Here is a 19,181-nt window from a genome sequence, read left to right as displayed (position 1 = left end):
CTCCCACATTGGACGGTGGTGACTGTCAAACCGGGGGGAGGGTTTGCTGCATCGAAGGCCGTTGGCTGACCTCGGCATACCACTGGGCAAGCTTCGGGTTATCCAACCGCCATTGCAGGTCAGGGTGGCGGAAGTCGAGGTAGCCCAGGGCGCAGGCGACGCTGATGGCGGCGATGTCGAAGCGGCTGGTCAGTTCAGCAACAGCTTCGGCTTCCAGCTCGGCAACGGCGCGACGGATCTTGTTGCGCTGCTCATCCAGCCATTGGTCCCAATGCTTTTCCAGCGGGCGCATGGCGGTCTCATAACGCACCAGCACGGCGGCATCCATGATGCCGTCGGCCAGCGAGGCCAGGGTCAGGCGGCGCCAGCGGGCTGCACCGTCGCGAGGGATCAGCGGGAGGCCGCTGTGCTGGTGATCGAAGTAATCGAGGATCACCCGGCTGTCGTGCAGTACCGAGCCATCGGCCAGACGCAGGGCCGGGATCTTGCCCACGGGGTTGTCTTGCACCAGTTGCGCATCGGGATTGACCGGTGTCGGCATGCAGCCATGCAGGGCAACGCGGTCCTGTTGGCCGGTTTCAGCCAGCAGGACGCGAACTTTACGCACGAACGGCGAGGCGGGGTTGTGAAACAAGGTCATGCTGGGAGCGGACATGGGTATTCCTCAATGTGGGCAGTGGCTAGCCTAGAGGCATTGAGGGTGTTTTTGAAGGCCTCATCGGGGGCAAGCCCCCTCCCACATTTTGACTGTGTGAACCCAACCAAGTGTGGGAGGGGGCTTGCCCCCGATAGCCTCTTCAGTCGCGCCGCTTTACCAACGCCCAAATACCAATGGCAGCCGGAATACCCAGCCCCACCCAACTCAACGAATCCCACAGCCCATCCCCCAGCAACGCTGCAAACAACCCGGCGGCACTGAGCAGGCCAATCCCCAGCGGAATGCCAAACACCTTCCAGAAACTCGACTGGCGCGGCTTCATGACTTGGCCGCCTTGCGCCGTACGATCCACAGGTAAATCCCGCTGCCCAGCACGATGATCGTCAGCACATCCAGCACAGCCCATAGGATCTTCATCGGCAGGCCGCCATAGTCACCGAAGTGCAGCGGCTGCGACATGCCCATGGCGTCCATGTACCACGGCCGTTCGGCAATAGCGGTGACGGCCAGGTTGCTGGCGTCGATCAGCACCGGTGTGAGCAGGTGTGACGTCAGGTGGGTGCTGCCTTTCATGAACACGGCGTAATGGTGCTCGCTGGAAAAGCGCGTGCCGGGGAAGGCGATAAAGTCCGGCTCCATGCCGGGCGCAGCGTTGGCGGCGATGGTCAGCAAGTCGGTGGCGGGTGCGCGCTGGGTCAGCGGCGGGGCGTTTTTGTACGGTTCGATCATGGCGCTGAGGCTGTCCTGGCGCCAGGCGGCGATGATCAGGTCGGCGCAGGCGCTGATGACACCGGTCACGCCTACCACCAGCGCCCAGGTCAGGGTGACCACGCCGATCAGGTTATGCAGGTCGAGCCAGCGCAGGCGCGTGGATTTGTCCTGACGCACGGTGGCGAACTTCAACCTGCGCATAAAAGGCAGGTACAGCACCGTGCCGGAGACAATCGCCACCACGAACAAAATGCCCATGAACGCCAGTAGCAGCTTGCCCGGCAGTCCGGCGAACATATCCACATGCAGGCGCAGCAGGAACAGCGTCAGCCCGCCGTTGGCCGCCGGGGTTTCCACGGCTTCACCCGTGCGGGCATCGAGCATGAAGGTGTGGGATGAGTTGGGCTCGGTGCCGGCCGTGGCGGCCATGATCGCGATCACACCGTTCTTGTCGTCTTCATCCCAGGCCAGGTATTGCATGGCTTCGCCGGGGCGATGGGCCTGGGCCTTGGCGACCAATTGCTCCAGATTCAGCTGTGGCGTATCGGTGGGCATCTGCGCCAGTTCCGGTTCGTTGCCCAGCAGGTGGTCGATCTCATGGTGAAACACCAGCGGCAGGCCGGTGAGGGCGAGCAGCAGCAGGAACACCGTGCAGATCAGGCTGGTCCAGGTGTGGATGAAGGACCAGCGGCGGATGGTTTTGCTTTTCATTTTTCTAGCCTTCAGACACGCCAAAGCCGCCCCTGAGGGCGGCCCGCGGGTTAACTCAGCCGATTACCACTGGTAGGTGGCACTGGCGACCACGCTGCGTTGGTCACCGAAGTAGCAATAGTTGGCGTCACAGGTGGACAGGTAGTCCTTGTTGAACAGGTTGGTGGCGTTCAGTTTTACCGAAGCACCTTTCAAGCTGTTATCCAGACGGCCCAGATCGTAGTGCACCGAGCCGTCGAACACGGTGTAGGCATTCGCCTTGCCCGCCCAGGTGTTGGCCTGGTCGCCATAAGTGTTGCCGGTGTAGCGCGCGCCGAAACCGATGCCGAAACCGTCGAGCATGCCGCTGTGCCAGGTGTAGTCGGTCCACAACGAGGCTTGCTGGTTGGGCATCAGTTGCAGGCGATTGCCTTTGTATTGGCCTTTTTGCACTTCGGATTTGGCCAGGGTATAGGCGGCGATGACCTTGAGGTTCTCGGTCACGTCAGACACCGCTTCCAGCTCCAGGCCCTTGACCTTCACTTCGCCAGTCTGGTCGGTGACCGACACGCCTCCGGACTGGAAGCTGGTGACCTGCACGTTCTTCTGGGTCAGGTCGTACACCGCAGCACTCAACAGGGTGTTGGAACCCGGCGGCTGGTACTTGATGCCCAGTTCCCACTGTTTGCCTTCGGTGGGCTTGAACGACTTGAGCGGGTCGACATCGGCGTTGCTCGCGGGTTGGAACGACTCGGCGTAAGACAGGTACGGCACAAAACCCGAGTCGAACACATAGCTCAGCGCGGCGTTGCCACTGAAGTTCTTGCTGCGGTCGGTGTTGGTCGCATCGTTCTTGTTGAAGTAGGTGGTGCCTTGGTGCACCCAGTCTTCACGCCCGCCCAGGGTCAGGCGCCATTGGTCCAAGGCCATCTGGTCCTGGACGTAGAGGCCGGTCTGGACGGTTTTCTGGTTGTAGTCGTAATAGGCCGTGGAGCGCGCCGGGCGCTCGACCGGCTGGGTGTTGATCGGGTTGAAGATGTTGATCGTCCCGGCCGTGCCGAAAATCGACAGATAGGACGTATCGGTGCGCTGGTGATCCAGGCCCAGCAACAGCGCATGGGAGATGTCGCCGGTGGCGAAGTCAGCCTGGAAATTGTTGTCCACCGCGAACTGGCCGATGTTTTCGTTCACATTGGTCGAGGAGCGGCTGATATTGCCGTCTGCATCGGCCGGGGCGTAGGCGAAGGAACCCACGGTCAGTTGCTGGAAGGCCAGCTCCGACTTGGTGTAGCGCAGGTTTTGATGGAACTGCCAGGTGTCGTTGAAGCGATGTTCAAAGGCATAGCCCAACGCGTAGTAGGTGCGGTCGTAGTACTCGTAGTCCGGATCGCCCAGGTTTTTATGATGTGACACTTTGCCCAGCGGCGAGTCGATCTTGGTGCCCTGGATCGGCATGAACTGGCTGGTGGCGCCGGTATCGTCGCGGGTGAACTGCGAGAGCAGAGTCAGCTTGGTATCGGTGTCGATGTTCCACGTCAGGCTCGGTGCGATGTTGTAGCGCTTGTTGTCGATGTGATCGACTTGGGTACCCGCATCCCGCACCACGCCGCTGAGGCCATAGAGGAACTGGCCTTCATCATCGATCTTGCCGGTGCTGGCGAAGTTGATCTGGCGGTAATTGTCGCTGCCGTATTGCACTTGGATGGCGCTGCTCGATTCCGCACTGGGGCGGCGGCTGACCATATCCAGCAGGCCGCCTGGCGGGGTCTGGCCGTACACCGACGACGCCGGGCCACGCAGCAGGGCGAGGCGGTCGAGGTTCCAGGTTTCGGCTTTCGGGTTGGCGTAGACGCCACGGGGCAATGGCAGGCCGTCGAGGAATTGAGTCGGTTCGAAACCGCGAACACGCATCCAGTCATAGCGGGTGTCGCTGCCGTAGCTGGCAGACACGATGCCGGGCATGTACTTGACCGCGTCATCCAGGTTCTGGACGTTGCGGTCCTGCATTTGCTCACGGGTGGCCACGGAAATCGAGCGCGGGGCTTCGACCAGTGCGGTATCGGTCTTGGTGCCGGCGGCGGTGCGCGTCGCCAGGTAGCCGGTCACGGGCCCCCATGCACTTTCAGTGTCGCCTTGGGCAATGATGCTGGTCTCTGGCAATGCCACGACGCCCTCCGGAACCGGCACCAGCGTAAACGTGCCCGCACTGCTCTGCTCCAATTGCAGCCCGGTGCCACGCAATGCCTCACGCAATGCGCGCTGGGCATCGAACTGGCCTTTGACCGGTGCCGAGGTCTTGCCTGACGCCAGCGCTGGGTTGAGCGTCAGCGCCAGGCCGGCCTGGCTGGCGATCTGGTTCAGGGTGGTGGCCAACGGCGCAGCCGGCAGGTTGTAGGCGCGCACGCTGGACGCTTGCTCAGCGGCGATCAGCGAGGTGCTGGCCAGCGGCGCGCTGAGGGCGATGGCCAGGGCTAACAGGCTGGGGCGCAACAAGGTGTCTAGCGTGCGGGACATAGGGCGGCTCCTGAATGGAAATATTTCTCAATTGCCTAGGTGCCGGATGAGAATCGAAAAGTGATAGGGCAGGATGAAAATATTTTTTTGGGCTGTTCTTGAGGGCCTCATCGCTGGCAAGCCCCCTCCCACCCTGGCTGTGTTCACAAGTCAAAATGTGTGAATGCAATAATGTGGGAGGGGGCTTGCCCCCGATAGCCATAGCCCAGGCACCACAGCCCCTAAGGCTTGGCGCTGACGGTCACCCACCACGGCGTGCGCTGCTCGATCTGTACCGGCAACGTCGGCAGCAGCGCATTCAACGCCAGGGTCGTGTCATGCAGCGGGAAACTGCCGGTGATCCGCAGGTCAGCCACATTTTTATCCACACCCAGGTGTCCGGTGCGATAACGGCTGAGTTCCTCGACCACATCCTCCAGGCGGGCGTTGTCGACCACCAGCATGCCGCGGGTCCAGGCGTCGGTGGCAGGTGTGACAGCAAGCAACGGGCCGAGGCCGTCGCTGCGCATCAGTACTTGTTGGCCTTCCTTGAAAATCTGTTCCTGATGCAGCGCTTCAGGCTGGGCGGCCACGGCGGACTGCAGCACGCTCAGGCGCGTGGCGCCTTCTTCGCGCTTGACGATAAACCGTGTACCCAGCGCCCGCAGGCTGCCGTCGCGGGTTTGCACATAGAAAGGCCGCGCATCGTTATGGCCGGTTTCGACCAGGATCTCGCCTTCCTGCAATACGATCAGTCGGCGTTTTTCATCAAAGCGTACGTCGATGGCACTGTGGGTGTTGAGGTTGACCAACGTGCCATCCGCCAGCTTCAGTGTGCGCTGCTCGCCCGTGGCGGTGCGTTGGTCGGCCAGCCAATAGTGGATCGGTACATAGCGCTCACCGGCAAACAGCGCCAGGCCAATCACCAGCGCGATGCTCGCCAAGCCGCTACCCAGTTTGCGCACACGCTGGCGAATGCCCTCACGCGACTGCAGCAGCGCCGCCCGTGCCGGGCCCGAGGCTGCGCTGAAACGCTGGTCAAGCATGCCCAACTGGCGCCAAGCGCGGGCGTGTTCTTCATTGCTGGCCAGCCATTTGGCGAATTCTTCCTGTTCCACTGCACTGCCGTCGCCCGAGTCGAGGGACAGTTGCCAGGCGATCGCCGCATCCAGCACACGGGCCGAAACCGGTTTGGAACTTGTCACAGCGGCTCGCCATACAGTGCGACGTAGCACTGGCGAATACCCTGGGCCAGGTACTGGCGTACGCGAGGCACCGACACGCCGAGGCGCTGGGCAATTTCCGCATGGCCCAGGCCGTCGAGGCGGTTATAGAGGAAGGCGGCGCGGGCCTTGCTCGACAGCTTGCCGAGCAGGCGGTCGATGGCCTTGAGGTCTTCGAGGATCAATTGCTGCTCTTCGGGCGATGGGTGTGCGCTTTCCGGGATCAGCATCAGTTCGGTGAGGTAAGCCTGTTCCAGTGCCGCGCGACGAAAGTAGTCGAACAACAAGCCTTTGGCGATTGCCACCAGGAACGCCCGTGGCTCACGGGGCTCGCGCAGCTCGTCGCGGCCCAGCAGGCGGATGAACGTGTCCTGGCTCAGGTCTTCGGCACGGCTTGGGCAGGCCACGTTGCGTCGCAACCACGCCAACAACCAGCCACGATGGTCGCGATACAACGCGCCAACCAGCTCACTGTGTGGGTTTGGAACCGACGACAAGGCATCACCGAATAAACAAGAGGTTTAAACTAACGAGAATTATTCGCGATTGTGTCAGAGGCGTGGGGCGGGCGCAATTGGCGTCTGTCGGACGGTGCTATTAAAACGATGGCGCTTGTTTACGCCGTTTCCATTGGCTCAAACGCTCTTGCAACTGCTGTGGCGAGTCTATTTGTTGCTGGCGTGCGCGGCTGAACAGGATGAGCATCAGTTCCGCCGTGGCCAGTGCATCGGCGCTGGCGTGATGGCGTTCGCCCACTTGCAGGTGGAAGTGGTTGATCCAGTCGTCGAGCCCGGCTTCGCGAATATTCGCCTCGGGACACAGCAGCGGGGCGATGTCGGCGACGTCGAGAAACGGATGGGGCAGGCGATAACCCAGGCTGTCCTTGAGTGCCCGGCACAGCATGTGTTGATCGAAGGGGGCATGGAACGCCAGCAGCGGGCTGTCGCCGACGAACTCCATGAAGTCCAGCAGTGCCTCCACTGGATCGCTGCCAGCTGCAATCGCACTGGGACCCAGGCCGTGAATCAACATGCTGGGGCTGAGTTTGGTCTCGGCCCTTTGCAGGGTGCGTTCAAACATCTGTGAGAAATCCACTGCCCCGTCCTCGATCACCACGGCGCCGATGGACAGTACCTGGTCACGGTTGAGGTTCAGGCCGCTGGTTTCCAGGTCCATCACTACCCAGCGCTGGCTGCGTAAGGTGCTGTCGCCCAGAATGGCGGGCTTGGGAAGTTGCGCCAGGCGCTGTTGTTGTAGCGCATTGAGCCCGGGCTTTTTCGGGCGTAGCCAACCCAGCCAGTTCACAGCTGATACCGCAAGGTCAGGCTGCTTTGCAGGCGTTGGGCCTGGCGCAGGGATTCACGCAGGATGCGCCGGTCCAGGTGGTTGAGGCTGTCGGGGTCGACACGGTTGGAGTACGGCTGGTTCTCGCGGGTTTGCAACTGGTGCTGCTGCATGCGGGTTTGCTGGATGAAGTGATACGCCTCTTCATAGGCGGCGCCGTCCAGCGCTTCGATGACGTCCTTGAGCACCAGTTGGCGCAGGCGCTCCAGGGTGTTGTTGGCATGAATACCGTTGGCCAGGGCCAGCAAGCGGGCGCCATCGACAAAGGGCGTCAGGCCCTGCACCTTGAGATCGAGGGTGGCCTTTTCGCCGCCTTTGCGCGTCAACACAAACTCGCGGAAACGCCCCACTGGCGGGCGCTGGCGCAGGGCGTTCTCGGCCAGCATGCGCTGGAACAGCCGATTATCCGCCACCTGATCCAGAATGCCCTGGCGCAGTTGTTCGCAACCGCGCTCATCGCCCCACACCACCCGCAGATCGAAATAGATGCTCGAGCCCAGCAAGTTCTCCGGTGTCGCCTCGCGTATGAAAGCCCCGAAGCGCCGCGCCCATTCGGCCCGGGACAGGCACAACTCGGGGTTGCCGGCCATGATATTGCCTTTGCACAGGCTGAAGCCGCACAACGCCAGGCTCTGGTTGACCTGCTGCGCCAAGGGCAATAACCGGGCACGAATCGCGGCGGCTTCGGCAGCGTCCTTGGCTTCGAACAAAATACCGTTGTCCTGGTCGGTGAACAGCGTCTGCTCGCGGCGGCCTTCGCTGCCGAAACACAACCAACTGAAGGGCACACCGGGGTCGCCTTTGTCGGCCAGGGTCAACTCGATCACCCGGCACACGGTGTGATCGTTGAGTAGCGTAATGATGTGGGTGATCTGGGTGGATGATGCGCCATGGGCCAGCATGCGCTCCACCAACTGGCCGATTTCACCGCGAATCGCTACCAGGTTCTCCACTCGCGGTGCGTTGCGGATGGTGCGGGCCAGGTGCACCAGGTCGACCCGTTGCAAGGAAAACAGGTCGCGCTCGGACACTACGCCACACAGGCGCTGGTCTTTGACCAGGCACACGTGGGCGATATGCCGCTCGGTCATGGCGATGGCGGCATCGAAGGCGCTGTGGTCCGGCGTCAGAAAGAACGGCGCCTGGGTCATATGACCTTCGATGGCCTGGTTGAAATCACTGGTGCCATCGGCCACCACTTGGCGCAGGTCGCGCAGGGTGAAGATGCCCAGGGGCGCTTTGTGCTCATCCACAATCACGATGCTGCCCACTTGCTGCTCGTGCATCAGCGTCACGGCCTCGCGCAGCGGTGTGAAGGGCCGGCAGGTGACTGGGTGACGCATAGCCAATTCGCCCAGACGCGTGTTCAGCGAATATTGAGTGCCGAGGGTTTCCACGGCTTTTTGCTGGACTTGCTGGTTGACTTGGTCCAGCAGGCTGCTGACACCACGCAGGGCAAAGTCGCGAAACGGGCTGGACAGGGCGAACAGCTTGATAAAGGCCGGCTTGTTCAGTTGCAGGCAGAAAGTGTCCTCGGCGGCCTTGTGTTCCGTACGGGTGGCCCGTTCACCCAGCAAGGCGGCTAGGGGGAAACATTCGCCGGTGGTGATTTCGAAGGTGGTTTCGGTTGAGTCCGGTCGCTCGCCCACGACCCGGCCCTGCTTGACGACATAAAAGTGCTCAACCGGGCCACCCGACGGTTTGAGGATGCTATCGCCGGGGGCATAGAAGCGCAGTTGGCATTGCTCGACCAGGAAGGCCAAGTGGGCATTTTCCATCTGGTTGAACGGGGGAAAGCGTTGCAGGAATTGCAGGGTGCCGTGGATGTTCTGTAACACGGCAGTTTTCCCCGCCTGCGTGAAAGCATCAGCTTTACTCATAACAGTGACCGCAGTTTTTTTGTCGTTATCGTCCTGCATGGTCAACTGCCGTGCTGCGGGTGCCCATTGGACGTAAGTCTAGGTAGCGGTTAAACGATTCACGACTAGGGAAAAACCTTACAAGGCCACGTGCAAACCCCGTAGAAAGCCCACTAGGCAAACTTTCCGACGAAGTGCACATTGTTCGCCCTTCTGCAGATGTCTGACGAGTGTGCTGGGAGATTGATGAGAGCTGCTGAGAAACGTATGTCCGACCACGATATTTTGAGCGATGCCGAACGTGAGGCGCTGAGCGCCGTGATGCTGGAGCCTGATCTGCCACCACAACGTGTGTTGATCGTCGATGACGACAAAGACGCACGGGAACTGCTGGCAGAGATCCTGGGCCTGGACGGCATTCGTTGCATGACCGCCGACAGTGGTGAGACGGCGTGGGACCTGTTGAAGCAAAGCAGCTCCATCGGTTTGCTGATCACCGACCTGCGCATGGCACCCAGCAATGGCCTGGAGCTGATCCGCCAGGTGCGTGAATCCACACGCGCAGCGTTGCCGATCATCATCATCTCGGGGGATGCCGAAGCGCCGGACGTGATCGATGCCATGCATTTGAGCGTGGTGGACTTCTTGCTCAAGCCGATTGATAGCGTGAAGTTGGCGAAGATGGTGAAGCGGGAGTTGGGGATGGGGCAGTAACTACCGTTTATCTTTTTTTTTGTTCGAACTGTCAACTTTCACAGTAGGCAAGTAGGTGTCCATATCGCTTACTGCTCTGGAGAACTCTGGTCTTCAGCCAGGGCCTTATACCCTCCAAAGGAGCTAGCTATGTCTATTCAAAAGCCTAACGATCAAGCAAATAGTGGCCACTCAAGTATTCTTATTCTCAGGGATGGAAAGGCCCGCTTTTTAAACTCTTCTAATATAGGTGCAAGTTTGAGACATTTTTCGGTCATCATGGAGAACGCTGGGTCGTTGACCGCTGAGTATGGGAATACGTTATTTCCGAAGGATGAACCGTACGAGTTTGACTTTCCACGAGATCCAGATCAGCATCGAGGAAACATCGATTATAGAGACGAGAATGGTGATTATTTTATAAGGCCTACGTCTGGGAAATTTGTTGTTATTTCCAAAGACGCGGGCGCTCCGGATACATATACAAATTATATTACCTACATCAATTTGAAATTTGAGCGTGAGGGGCAAGAAGTTACGATTAACGGCACAGGTGAAGCCACTTTCATTTTTGATTGATAGCCTTCCTGAAAAGAAGAAAGCCCCAGTCTCTCGACCGGGGCTCTTTTCATTTACAGACCGTTTTTAGCCTTGAACTCCCGACGCCGACGGTGCAACACCGGCTCGGTATAGCCGTTGGGCTGCTTGGTCCCTTCAATCACCAACTCCACCGCTGCCTGGAATGCGATGTTGCTGTCGAAATCCGGTGCCAGCGGACGGTACAACTTATCCCCGGCGTTCTGGCGGTCCACCACCGGCGCCATGCGCTTGAGGCTTTCCATCACCTGGGTTTCGTTGACGATGCCGTGGCGCAGCCAGTTGGCGATGTGCTGGCTGGAGATGCGCAGGGTGGCGCGGTCTTCCATCAGGCCCACATCGTTGATGTCCGGCACTTTCGAGCACCCAACGCCTTGGTCGATCCAGCGGACCACATAGCCAAGGATGCCCTGGGCGTTGTTATCCAGCTCGTTGCGGATCTCTTCTTCGGACCAGTGGGTGTTGCTGGCCAGAGGAATGGTCAGGATATCGTCCACCGAGGCTCGCTCGCGCTTGGCCAGCTCGGCCTGGCGGGCGAATACATCGACCTTGTGGTAGTGCAACGCGTGCAGCGCAGCGGCGGTCGGCGAAGGCACCCAAGCGGTGTTGGCGCCAGCCAGAGGGTGGGCGATTTTCTGTTCGAGCATCGCCGCCATCAGGTCGGGCATGGCCCACATGCCTTTACCGATCTGCGCGCGACCTTGCAGGCCGGTGCTCAAGCCGATATCGACGTTCCAGTTTTCGTAGGCACCGATCCATTTCTCGGCCTTCATCGCCGCTTTGCGCACCATTGCGCCAGCTTCCATGGAGGTGTGGATCTCGTCGCCGGTACGGTCGAGGAAGCCGGTGTTGATGAACACCACGCGCTCGCTGGCCGCCTTGATGCAGGCCTTGAGGTTGACCGTGGTGCGGCGCTCCTCGTCCATGATCCCGACTTTCAGGGTGTTGCGCGGCAGGTTCAGCACGTCTTCGATGCGACCGAACAGCTCGTTGGTGAACGCGGCTTCTTCCGGGCCGTGCATCTTCGGCTTCACGATGTACACGGAGCCGGTGCGGCTGTTCTTGCGGCTGCTGTTGCCGTTGAGGCTGTGGATCGCCGCGAGGCTGGTGATCAGCCCATCGAGAATGCCTTCCGGCACTTCGTTACCGGCTTTGTCGAGGATCGCGTCGATGGTCATCAGGTGACCCACGTTACGCACGAACAGCAGCGAACGGCCGTGCAGGGTCACGTCCTGGCCATTTACACCGGTATAAACGCGGTCAGCGTTCATGGTGCGGGTGAAGGTCTTGCCGCCCTTGGCGACTTCTTCGGCCAGGTCGCCCTTCATCAGGCCGAGCCAGTTGCGGTAGATCACCACTTTGTCATCGGCGTCCACGGCGGCGACGGAGTCTTCGCAGTCCATGATGGTGGTCAGCGCGGCTTCCATCAGCACGTCTTTGACGCCGGCGGCATCGGTCTGGCCGACCGGGGTGCTGGCGTCGATCTGGATTTCGAAGTGCAGGCCGTTGTGCTTCAGCAGAATGGCGGTCGGTTGGGCGCTGTCGCCCTGGAAGCCGATGAGTTGCGCGTCGTCGCGCAGGCCGCTGTTGCTGCCGCCCTTGAGGCTGACAACCAGTTTGCCATCGATGATCTTGTAACCGGTGGAGTCGACGTGGCTGCCCGCCGCCAGCGGCGCGGCTTCATCGAGGAAGGCACGGGCAAAGGCAATCACCTTGTCGCCACGCACTTTGTTGTAGACCTGGCCCTTCTCGGCGCCATTGGCTTCGCTGATAGCGTCGGTGCCATACAGCGCGTCATACAGCGAGCCCCAGCGCGCATTGGAGGCGTTGAGGGCGAAACGGGCATTCATCACCGGCACGACCAACTGCGGGCCGGCCATGCGGGCGATTTCGTCGTCAACGTTTTGAGTCGTGGCCTGGAAGTCTGCGGCTTCTGGCAGCAGGTACCCGATGTCTTGCAGGAAGGCTTTGTAAGCCACTGGGTCGTGGGCCTTGCCGGCATGGGTCTGGTGCCAGGTGTCGATCCGTGCTTGGAAATCGTCGCGTTTGGCGAGTAGGGCTTTGTTCTTCGGTGCCAGATCGTGGATGACCTTGTCGGCACCGGCCCAGAACTGCTCGGCAGTGATGCCGGTGCCGGGAATGGCTTCGTTATTCACGAAGTCGAACAGGACTTTGGCGACCTGCAGGCCACCGACTTGAACGTGTTCAGTCATTGCTTGCCTCACTCTGCACAGCTTAAGCGCTTTTTAGATTTTCATTATGTAGTGCCAGGTTGCGCATACTACATGATGACTTGCGGTTGTGAAAATTAGACTAAATACGTCGTTTAGCGACCCACTTTGGTCGTACGGTCACAGCGGAGAACCGGATGTTCTCAAAAAACTATTAGATTGTTCCAGATAAATATAAAAATGGTACACGATTTGTTATCGAGGGCCTTCGGGTCCACCTTGTAGATTGAATCCCAGAGGGCGCTGCCATGGACCATCTTGTACTCACAATTATCGCCGCCGACAAACCCGGCCTGGTTGAACGCATCGCACACAACATCGCCACCCACGGCGGCAGTTGGCAGGAAAGCCGTATGGCCCATATGGCCGGGCAGTTCGCCGGGATATTGCGGGTCAGCGTGCCTGCTGAAAACCGTCAGAACCTGGTGAATGCGCTGGAGGACTTATCCACACACGGCATTCGCGTGCTGGTGGGTGAGGGCAGCAGCGGGCACGCGTCGGCGTCCAAGTCGATTGTGATGACGTTGGTGGGGAATGACCGTTCGGGCATCGTGCGCGAGATCACGGCACTGTTGAGCAAGCAGGGCGTGAACCTGGAGAGCCTGAGCACCGATGTGCGCCCGGCTCCCATGAGCGGTGACCCGCTGTTTACCGCCGAGGCGTTATTGCAGGTGCCGGCAACGCTGTCCCTGGAGGCTTTGCAGCAATCCTTGGAAGGCTTGGCGGACGATTTGATGGTTGAGTTGCACAACGAGGAATAACTACTCACAAGGTTATGCATGGAAATCTTGCATGGGCCTGTGGATAAGCTGTAGAGACTCGATGCCAGGCCGTACTGGCTGGGCTTCTCCGCTATTTGAGCAAAAAACGAGCAGTTTCAAGGGCTTGTGCACAAATGGCGGGGATCAGGTTGTGGATAACCTTGGGGTGGATGTCTGCAAGCCACGTGCACTGTGGCTTGCAGAGGATTGTACGTTATTTGATCAGCGTTTGCGTACGCTCATCCAGGCATCAAGGCTGTACACCACCAGCCCCGCCCAGATGAAGGCGAAGGCCATCAGGGTGCTTGGCGCCAAATGTTCGCCAAACAGCAGCACGGCTTCCAGCAGCACCAACGTCGGGGCGACGTACTGCAAAAAGCCCAGTGCGGTGTAGGGCAAGTGCCGTGCGGCGGCGTTGAAACATACCAGCGGGATCAGCGTCACCGGCCCAGCGGCTACCAGCCACCAGGCTTCGGAGGTGCTCCAGAAAGCCATTTGCGCGCTGTGGGCCGAAGGGTTGAACAGCAGCCATGCGATTGCGATCGGCACCAGCATCCAGGTTTCTACCACCAGTCCCGGCAACGCCTTGACCGGCGCCTGTTTGCGGATCAGCCCGTAAAAGCCAAAGGTCAGCGCCAGTACCAGCGACACCCACGGCAAACTGCCCACTTGCCACACCTGTTGCGCCACACCCACCGCCGCCAGCCCAACGGCGATCCATTGCAGGCGGCGCAGGCGCTCGCCCAGGATCAGCATACCCAGCAGCACATTCACCAGCGGGTTGATGTAGTAACCCAGGCTGGCCTCCAGCATGCGCCCGCTGTTCACCGACCACACGTAGGTCAGCCAGTTGGCCGCGATCAATGAACCACTGAGCGCCAGGATGGCCAGGCGCTTGGGGTTGTCGAGCAGCTCGCGGAACCAGCCCGGGTGTTTCCATACCATCAACAGCAAACCACCGAACAGCGCCGACCACAGCACGCGGTGCACGATGATTTCAGCGGCGGGAACGCTGGCAATGGCTTTGAAGTAGAGCGGGAACAGACCCCAGATGACATAGGCACTCAGGCCCAGGATGTACCCCTTGCGGGGGTTGGCGGCTTGCATTGTGGAATCCTTGCTTAGGCAGCTAACAAAGGCGAGATTGTAAGTACATTTGGTGGGCGATGGGACCTGCTTTGTTTTATGTGGGAGGGGGCTTGCCCCCTCCCACATTTAATTCACAAGGGTCAGAAAAGTTTCAGTGGTTCTTCATTCAATGCCGCCAGTTGCTCACGCAACGCCAGCACCTGGTCCCCCCAATATCGCTCGCTGCCAAACCACGGGAAACTGTGGGGAAACGCCGGGTCATCCCAGCGCCGTGCCAGCCAGGCGCTGTAATGCATCAGGCGCAAGGCGCGCAGGGGTTCGATCAACGCCAGTTCACGCGGGTCGAAGTCGTGGAATTCCTGGTAGCCATCCATCAGCTCCGACAGTTGGCCCAGGCACTCCTGGCGATCGCCGGCCAGCATCATCCACAGGTCCTGTACGGCCGGGCCCATGCGGCAGTCGTCCAGGTCGACAATGTGGAACATCTCATCGCGGCACATCATGTTGCCGGGGTGGCAATCGCCGTGCATGCGGATGTTCTTGTGCGGGGTGGCGTTGTAGACCTCTTCCACGCGCTTGAGCAGGTCGCGGGCCACGGACTCGTAGGCCGGCAGCAGGCTCTTGGGGATGAAGTTGCCTTCCAGCAGTGTGGTGAGGGAATCGTGACCGAAGTTTTTCACGCCCAGTGCTTCACGGTGTTCGAACTGGCGGGTGGAGCCCACCGCATGCAAACGGCCCAGCAACTGCCCGAGGCGATAAAGTTGATCGAGATTACCCGGCTCCGGCGCACGACCACCACGGCGGGGGAACAGGGTGAAGCGAAAGCCTTCGTGTTCGAACAGGCTTTCGCCGTTGTGGATAAGTGGCGCCACTACGGGCACTTCGCACTCGGCCAGTTCGAAGGTGAACCGGTGTTCTTCGAGGATCGCCTCGTTGGTCCAGCGCTGGGGGCGGTAGAACTTGGCGATCAGCGGCTCGGAGTCTTCGATGCCCACTTGGTAGACGCGGTTTTCATAGCTATTGAGCGCCAAGACGCGCGCATCGCTGAGGAAACCGATGCTCTCGACAGCGTCGAGAACCAGATCGGGAGTGAGTGTTTCAAACGGATGGGCCATGCGAACTCCTGCGCGCAGCAGGGCGCCGCGTCCGGCCGGGTATGGTAACAGCATAGATAGGCGGTGACTGTGCGGACGCTATCGGGGGCAAGCCCCCTCCCACATTCGGGTCTGTGAACACATTCAAGTGTGGGAGCTGGCTTGCCTGCGAAGAGGCCCTATCAGGCGCCGATAATGCCGCCGTCATCCCGCCGAATCGCCATCACCGACGACCTTGGCTTACCGTTAGGCAGATGTTCCGGCCAGGTCGAGCCGCCGGTTTCGCCTGGATGCTGAATCCCCACGAACAGCGTCTTCTGGTCCGGCGAGAAGCTGATCCCTGTCACTTCGCACGCCACCGGTCCGACCATGAAACGACGGATTTCCCCAGTGGCCGGATCGGCACACAGCATCTGGTTATTGCCCATGCCGGCGAAGTCGCCCGCGTTGCTGTAGTCGCCATCGGTCAGGATCCACAAGCGTCCGGCTTTGTCGAAACCCAGGCCGTCGGGGCTGTTGAACATGTTCTGCGGGTTGATGTTGGAGGAGCCGCCTTTCGGCGTGCCGGCATGTACGCCCGGGTTGCCGGCCACCACAAACAGATCCCAGGTAAATTCGCTGGCGCCGTGGTTATCCTTATCGGCTTTCCAGCGCAGGATCTGGCCGTAGACGTTTTTCTCCCGTGGGTTAGGCCCACCGACGGGCTGACCGTCTTCACCGCGCTTGGCGTTATTGGTGAGGGTGCAATAGACCTGGCCGTCGGTGGGGCTGACCACGATCCACTCCGGGCGGTCCATGCGGGTGGCTTTCACCACGCTGGCGGCCAGGCGCGCATGGATCAGCACTTCGGCCTGGTTGGCGAAACCGCTGCTGGCATCGATGCCGTTTTTGCCGTGGGTCAGTTCGACCCATTGGCCCTTGCCCTTGGGGTGGTCGGCATTGCCGTCGCCCGCGTCGAAGATCGCCACGTACAAGGTACCGTGGTCGAGCAGGTCTTTGTTGGCCTTGGGGTTGTGGTGATTGATGGGGTCACGGCTGATGAATTTGTAGATGAACTCGCCGCGTTCGTCGTCGCCCATGTACACCACGGCACGGCCGTCGCGGGTTTCCGCCAGCGCCGCGTTCTCGTGTTTGAAGCGGCCCAGGGCGGTGCGCTTGACTGGGGTGGACTTCGGGTCGAATGGATCGATTTCCACGACCCAGCCATGACGGTTGAGTTCGTTGGGGTTCTTGGCCACGTCGAATCGCGGGTCATGCTGGTGCCAGTTGATGTCTTTGCTGGCCGCAACCACGCCATAGCGTTTTTGCCCGGCGTCGAAGCTTTGTTGTGGATTGCTGCTGCCGAAGCAGTCAGTGAAGTTCTCTTCGCAGGTCAGATAGGTGCCCCACGGTGTCTTGCCGTTGGCACAGTTCTGGAAAGTGCCCAGGGCTTTTTTGCCGGACTTGTCGGCACTGGTTTTCAACCAGGCGTGGCCGGCGGCCGGACCGCCCAGGCGGATTGGCGAGTTGCCGTGGATACGGCGGTTGTAGCGCGAGTCCTGGACGAACTGCCAAGTGTCGCCCTTGCGTCGTACTTCGATCACTGACACGCCTTCGCTGGCTTGAGCCTTGCGCACATCTTCGGCCGATTGCGGCGCGCTGCCATGGGCGTAGAGATAGCGGTAATTGGTGTATTCGTTGTTGATCGCCATGAGCGCACGGTTGTTGTCGCCGGGGAAGGGAAACAGGCTCATACCGTCGTTGTTATCGCCGAACTGCTGCTCCTGGGCCTTGGCCGTACCGTTGCCGGACGGGTCGAAAGCCGGCGCATTCTTGTGCAGTGGCTGGCCCCAACTGATCAGCACCGAAGCGCTGTAGCCGGGCGGCAAGGTGATGGCGTCGCTGGTGGCGGCGGCGATGCCGGTGAACCCAAGCAGTGGGCTGGCGGTGGTGGCGTTGACGGCCAGGGCACTGCGGGTGAGCAGGTTGCCGCCCAGGAACATCGCGGCACCGCAGAGGGCACCGGCACCGATAAAGCGGCGTCGGGTAAGGCCGACCATCTGTTCAAGGTCGGTGGCTTGGTTTTCTTCTAATAGGCTCATTTCAGGCTCCCTCTGCGGTTTTTGCAGACACCTTAAGGAGCCGTCGTGACGAAATTGTTGCAGTTTGAAGGCGAGCGCAGCGCTATACCGGTGTGCCGAGCAACACATTGCTCGGGGCGAATTGCACCTGGATCGGTCGGCCTTCGGCGGCCCCCAGTGCTTGGAGCGCGGCGGGCTGCGCCAGGGCGCACAACACCTGGCCGCTGCGCAGGGTGATGCGCACCTCGCTGGGGCCGTCATCAGCGTCAAAAATGGTCTCGATGACACCGCTCATGCAATTGTGTCCAGGTGTTGCAGCTTGTTCGGCGGCGAGCAGTTCCAGCCAACCGGCTTTGATCAGGGCAACCACTTCTACACCCATTTCCAGCTCCAGGTGTTGCGTACTGTCGTGCGTGATCTGTGCATCGAGGACCAAGCCTCCAGGCAGTTGCAGGCGGATCAAATCGTTGCGGCCATGCTGTTCAATGGCGATGACCTGGCCATGCAGCTGATTGCGTGCACTGGTGCGCAGCATCAGGCGCCCCAGCAGATTGAAGTCGCTGGCCGCCTCGTCGGAGCCGAGCACTTGGGCCTGTAGCACTTGCAAGCGTTGGTAGAGGCGCAATACCCGCTCACCTTCGGCCGTCAACTTGGCGCCGCCGCCGCCTTTGCCGCCGACACTGCGTTCCACCAGCGGTTTTTGCGCCAGGTTGTTCAGTTCATCGATGGCGTCCCAGGCGGCCTTGTAGCTCAAACCGGCGCTCTTGGCCGCGCGGGTGATGGAGCCTTGTTCGGCGATATGCGCCAGCAGGGCGATACGCTGGGGGCGGCGGACTATGTGTTGGCTGAGCAGGGTGGGCAAAGACATGGGGATACGCTTCGATGGAATGAGCGGACGTTGCCGCCCTGGCGCCTGTGAGTCAAGTTACGTCCCCGGTTTTGGCGTGCGGGCCAGGCAGTACACATCGACTTGGCGCGCTCCGGCCGTCATCAACAACCGTGCGAGGCTGTGGGCCGTAGCGCCCGTCGTCAACACATCGTCTACCAGTGCGAAATGCCGGCCTTCTACCTCGGCATCGGTGGCCAAGGCAAAGGCGCCGCGTAGATTGTGCTGACGGGTCTTGGCGTCGAGTGCTTGTTGGGCCACGGTTTCATGGGGGCGCAATAACAGGTGTTTATCGCAGGTGAGGTTGAGGGCGTCACTGAGCCAGTGGGCTAGCATCAACGCCTGATTGAAGCCGCGCTCGCGCAGGCGTTTACGCGCCATGGGCACCGGTAGCAGGCAGTCGGGTCGGGTGAGTTCGGCGTTGTCGAAGCGGTGTTGCAGGTGGTGCCCCAGCAGGCGTGCGAGCATGTGGCCGAGTGGCCATCGTGACTGGTGCTTGAAGCGGCTGATCAAGGTGTCGACCGGAAAGCCGTAGGTCCAGGGTGCAACCACGTGTTTAAAGGCAGGTGGATGTTTCTGGCATTGGCCGCAGACCAGGCCCTCCATTGGCAGCGGCAGGGCACACACGTTGCACTGCTCCAGCAGCCACGGCAGCTCGGTTTCGCAGACGTTGCATACGCAATCCCTTGAATCGGTGGTTTCATCGCAGATTAAACATTTTTGTTTGTTTTTTGACCAGATGTAAACCTGGTGTTTGTATCCTGGTTGACAGTGCATGATTCTTCCTTAAAT

Annotated in this window: 17 protein-coding genes; 3 read left to right on the top strand and 14 right to left on the bottom strand. The window is 60.4% G+C overall.

All coding sequences use genetic code 11. The annotated features are described in order from the left end of the window. Positions 1 to 25 precede the first annotated feature (25 nt). The 8 genes from AC07V4_RS22415 to AC07V4_RS22380 all read right to left on the bottom strand — a co-directional run bounded on the left by AC07V4_RS22415 (position 26) and on the right by AC07V4_RS22380 (position 8,999). Complete coding sequence (locus tag AC07V4_RS22415) at positions 26 to 655, bottom strand: glutathione S-transferase (RefSeq protein WP_492634882.1); 630 nt, start codon at positions 653 to 655, stop codon at positions 26 to 28. 142 nt (positions 656 to 797) lie between these two features. Then, entirely contained in the window at positions 798 to 980 is a 183-nt protein-coding gene (locus AC07V4_RS22410) for a hypothetical protein (RefSeq protein ID WP_492634881.1), read from the bottom strand. Next, positions 977 to 2,080: a PepSY-associated TM helix domain-containing protein gene (locus AC07V4_RS22405; protein WP_492634880.1), complete on the bottom strand. Its 1,104-nt coding sequence runs from the start codon at positions 2,078 to 2,080 to the stop codon at positions 977 to 979. Before AC07V4_RS22405 ends, AC07V4_RS22410 begins: the two co-directional genes overlap by 4 nt. A 63-nt stretch (positions 2,081 to 2,143) precedes the next feature. Next, positions 2,144 to 4,573, bottom strand: coding sequence for a TonB-dependent siderophore receptor (locus AC07V4_RS22400; RefSeq protein WP_492634879.1), 2,430 nt, complete (start codon positions 4,571 to 4,573; stop codon positions 2,144 to 2,146). Between the two features lie 221 nt (positions 4,574 to 4,794). Next, positions 4,795 to 5,757 (bottom strand): FecR domain-containing protein, encoded by a 963-nt coding sequence (locus AC07V4_RS22395; protein ID WP_492634878.1) that lies wholly within the window; start codon positions 5,755 to 5,757, stop codon positions 4,795 to 4,797. Further along, entirely contained in the window at positions 5,754 to 6,272 is a 519-nt protein-coding gene (locus tag AC07V4_RS22390) for an RNA polymerase sigma factor (RefSeq protein WP_492634877.1), read from the bottom strand. The genes AC07V4_RS22395 and AC07V4_RS22390 overlap by 4 nt, the downstream gene beginning before the upstream one ends. A 100-nt stretch (positions 6,273 to 6,372) precedes the next feature. Continuing rightward, positions 6,373 to 7,080: a 3'-5' exonuclease gene (locus AC07V4_RS22385; RefSeq protein WP_492634876.1), complete on the bottom strand. Its 708-nt coding sequence runs from the start codon at positions 7,078 to 7,080 to the stop codon at positions 6,373 to 6,375. Continuing rightward, a complete protein-coding gene (locus tag AC07V4_RS22380) occupies positions 7,077 to 8,999 on the bottom strand; it encodes a putative nucleotidyltransferase substrate binding domain-containing protein (RefSeq protein ID WP_492634875.1) in 1,923 nt (640 codons plus the stop codon). The genes AC07V4_RS22385 and AC07V4_RS22380 overlap by 4 nt, the downstream gene beginning before the upstream one ends. 246 nt (positions 9,000 to 9,245) lie before the next feature. On the opposite strand from AC07V4_RS22380, the gene AC07V4_RS22375 reads away from it, so the two are divergent. Together AC07V4_RS22375 and AC07V4_RS22370 are read left to right on the top strand one after the other, a co-directional pair. Further along, positions 9,246 to 9,692: a response regulator gene (locus AC07V4_RS22375; protein WP_492634874.1), complete on the top strand. Its 447-nt coding sequence runs from the start codon at positions 9,246 to 9,248 to the stop codon at positions 9,690 to 9,692. 129 nt (positions 9,693 to 9,821) lie between these two features. Further along, positions 9,822 to 10,250: a hypothetical protein gene (locus AC07V4_RS22370; protein ID WP_492634873.1), complete on the top strand. Its 429-nt coding sequence runs from the start codon at positions 9,822 to 9,824 to the stop codon at positions 10,248 to 10,250. Between the two features lie 53 nt (positions 10,251 to 10,303). On the opposite strand, the gene AC07V4_RS22365 is transcribed toward AC07V4_RS22370, so the two are convergent. Next, a complete protein-coding gene (locus AC07V4_RS22365; RefSeq protein WP_492634872.1) occupies positions 10,304 to 12,481 on the bottom strand; it encodes a malate synthase G in 2,178 nt (725 codons plus the stop codon). 266 nt (positions 12,482 to 12,747) lie between these two features. On the opposite strand from AC07V4_RS22365, the gene AC07V4_RS22360 reads away from it, so the two are divergent. Then, complete coding sequence (locus tag AC07V4_RS22360; RefSeq protein WP_492634871.1) at positions 12,748 to 13,260, top strand: glycine cleavage system transcriptional repressor; 513 nt, start codon at positions 12,748 to 12,750, stop codon at positions 13,258 to 13,260. Positions 13,261 to 13,482: 222 nt separating this feature from the next. Here the strand turns inward: AC07V4_RS22360 and rarD are convergent, their stop codons facing one another. From rarD to AC07V4_RS22335, 5 genes are all read right to left on the bottom strand, one after another. Continuing rightward, positions 13,483 to 14,367, bottom strand: coding sequence for an EamA family transporter RarD (gene rarD, locus AC07V4_RS22355; protein ID WP_492634870.1), 885 nt, complete (start codon positions 14,365 to 14,367; stop codon positions 13,483 to 13,485). 122 nt (positions 14,368 to 14,489) lie between these two features. After that, complete coding sequence (locus AC07V4_RS22350; RefSeq protein WP_492634869.1) at positions 14,490 to 15,464, bottom strand: serine/threonine protein kinase; 975 nt, start codon at positions 15,462 to 15,464, stop codon at positions 14,490 to 14,492. A 161-nt stretch (positions 15,465 to 15,625) separates the two neighbouring features. Next, complete coding sequence (locus tag AC07V4_RS22345; RefSeq protein ID WP_492634868.1) at positions 15,626 to 17,524, bottom strand: PhoX family protein; 1,899 nt, start codon at positions 17,522 to 17,524, stop codon at positions 15,626 to 15,628. 82 nt (positions 17,525 to 17,606) lie between these two features. Continuing rightward, positions 17,607 to 18,371, bottom strand: a complete 765-nt coding sequence (locus AC07V4_RS22340; protein ID WP_492634867.1) for a TOBE domain-containing protein — start codon at positions 18,369 to 18,371, stop codon at positions 17,607 to 17,609. Between the two features lie 57 nt (positions 18,372 to 18,428). After that, positions 18,429 to 19,166 (bottom strand): ComFC family protein, encoded by a 738-nt coding sequence (locus AC07V4_RS22335; protein ID WP_492634866.1) that lies wholly within the window; start codon positions 19,164 to 19,166, stop codon positions 18,429 to 18,431. Positions 19,167 to 19,181: the final 15 nt, after the last annotated feature.

Source organism: Pseudomonas sp. GW821-FHT03A09 (genome assembly GCF_059421065.1).
The sequence above is the reverse complement of the archived record's forward strand: the minus strand, read 5'-3'. Positions and strand labels throughout refer to the sequence as shown.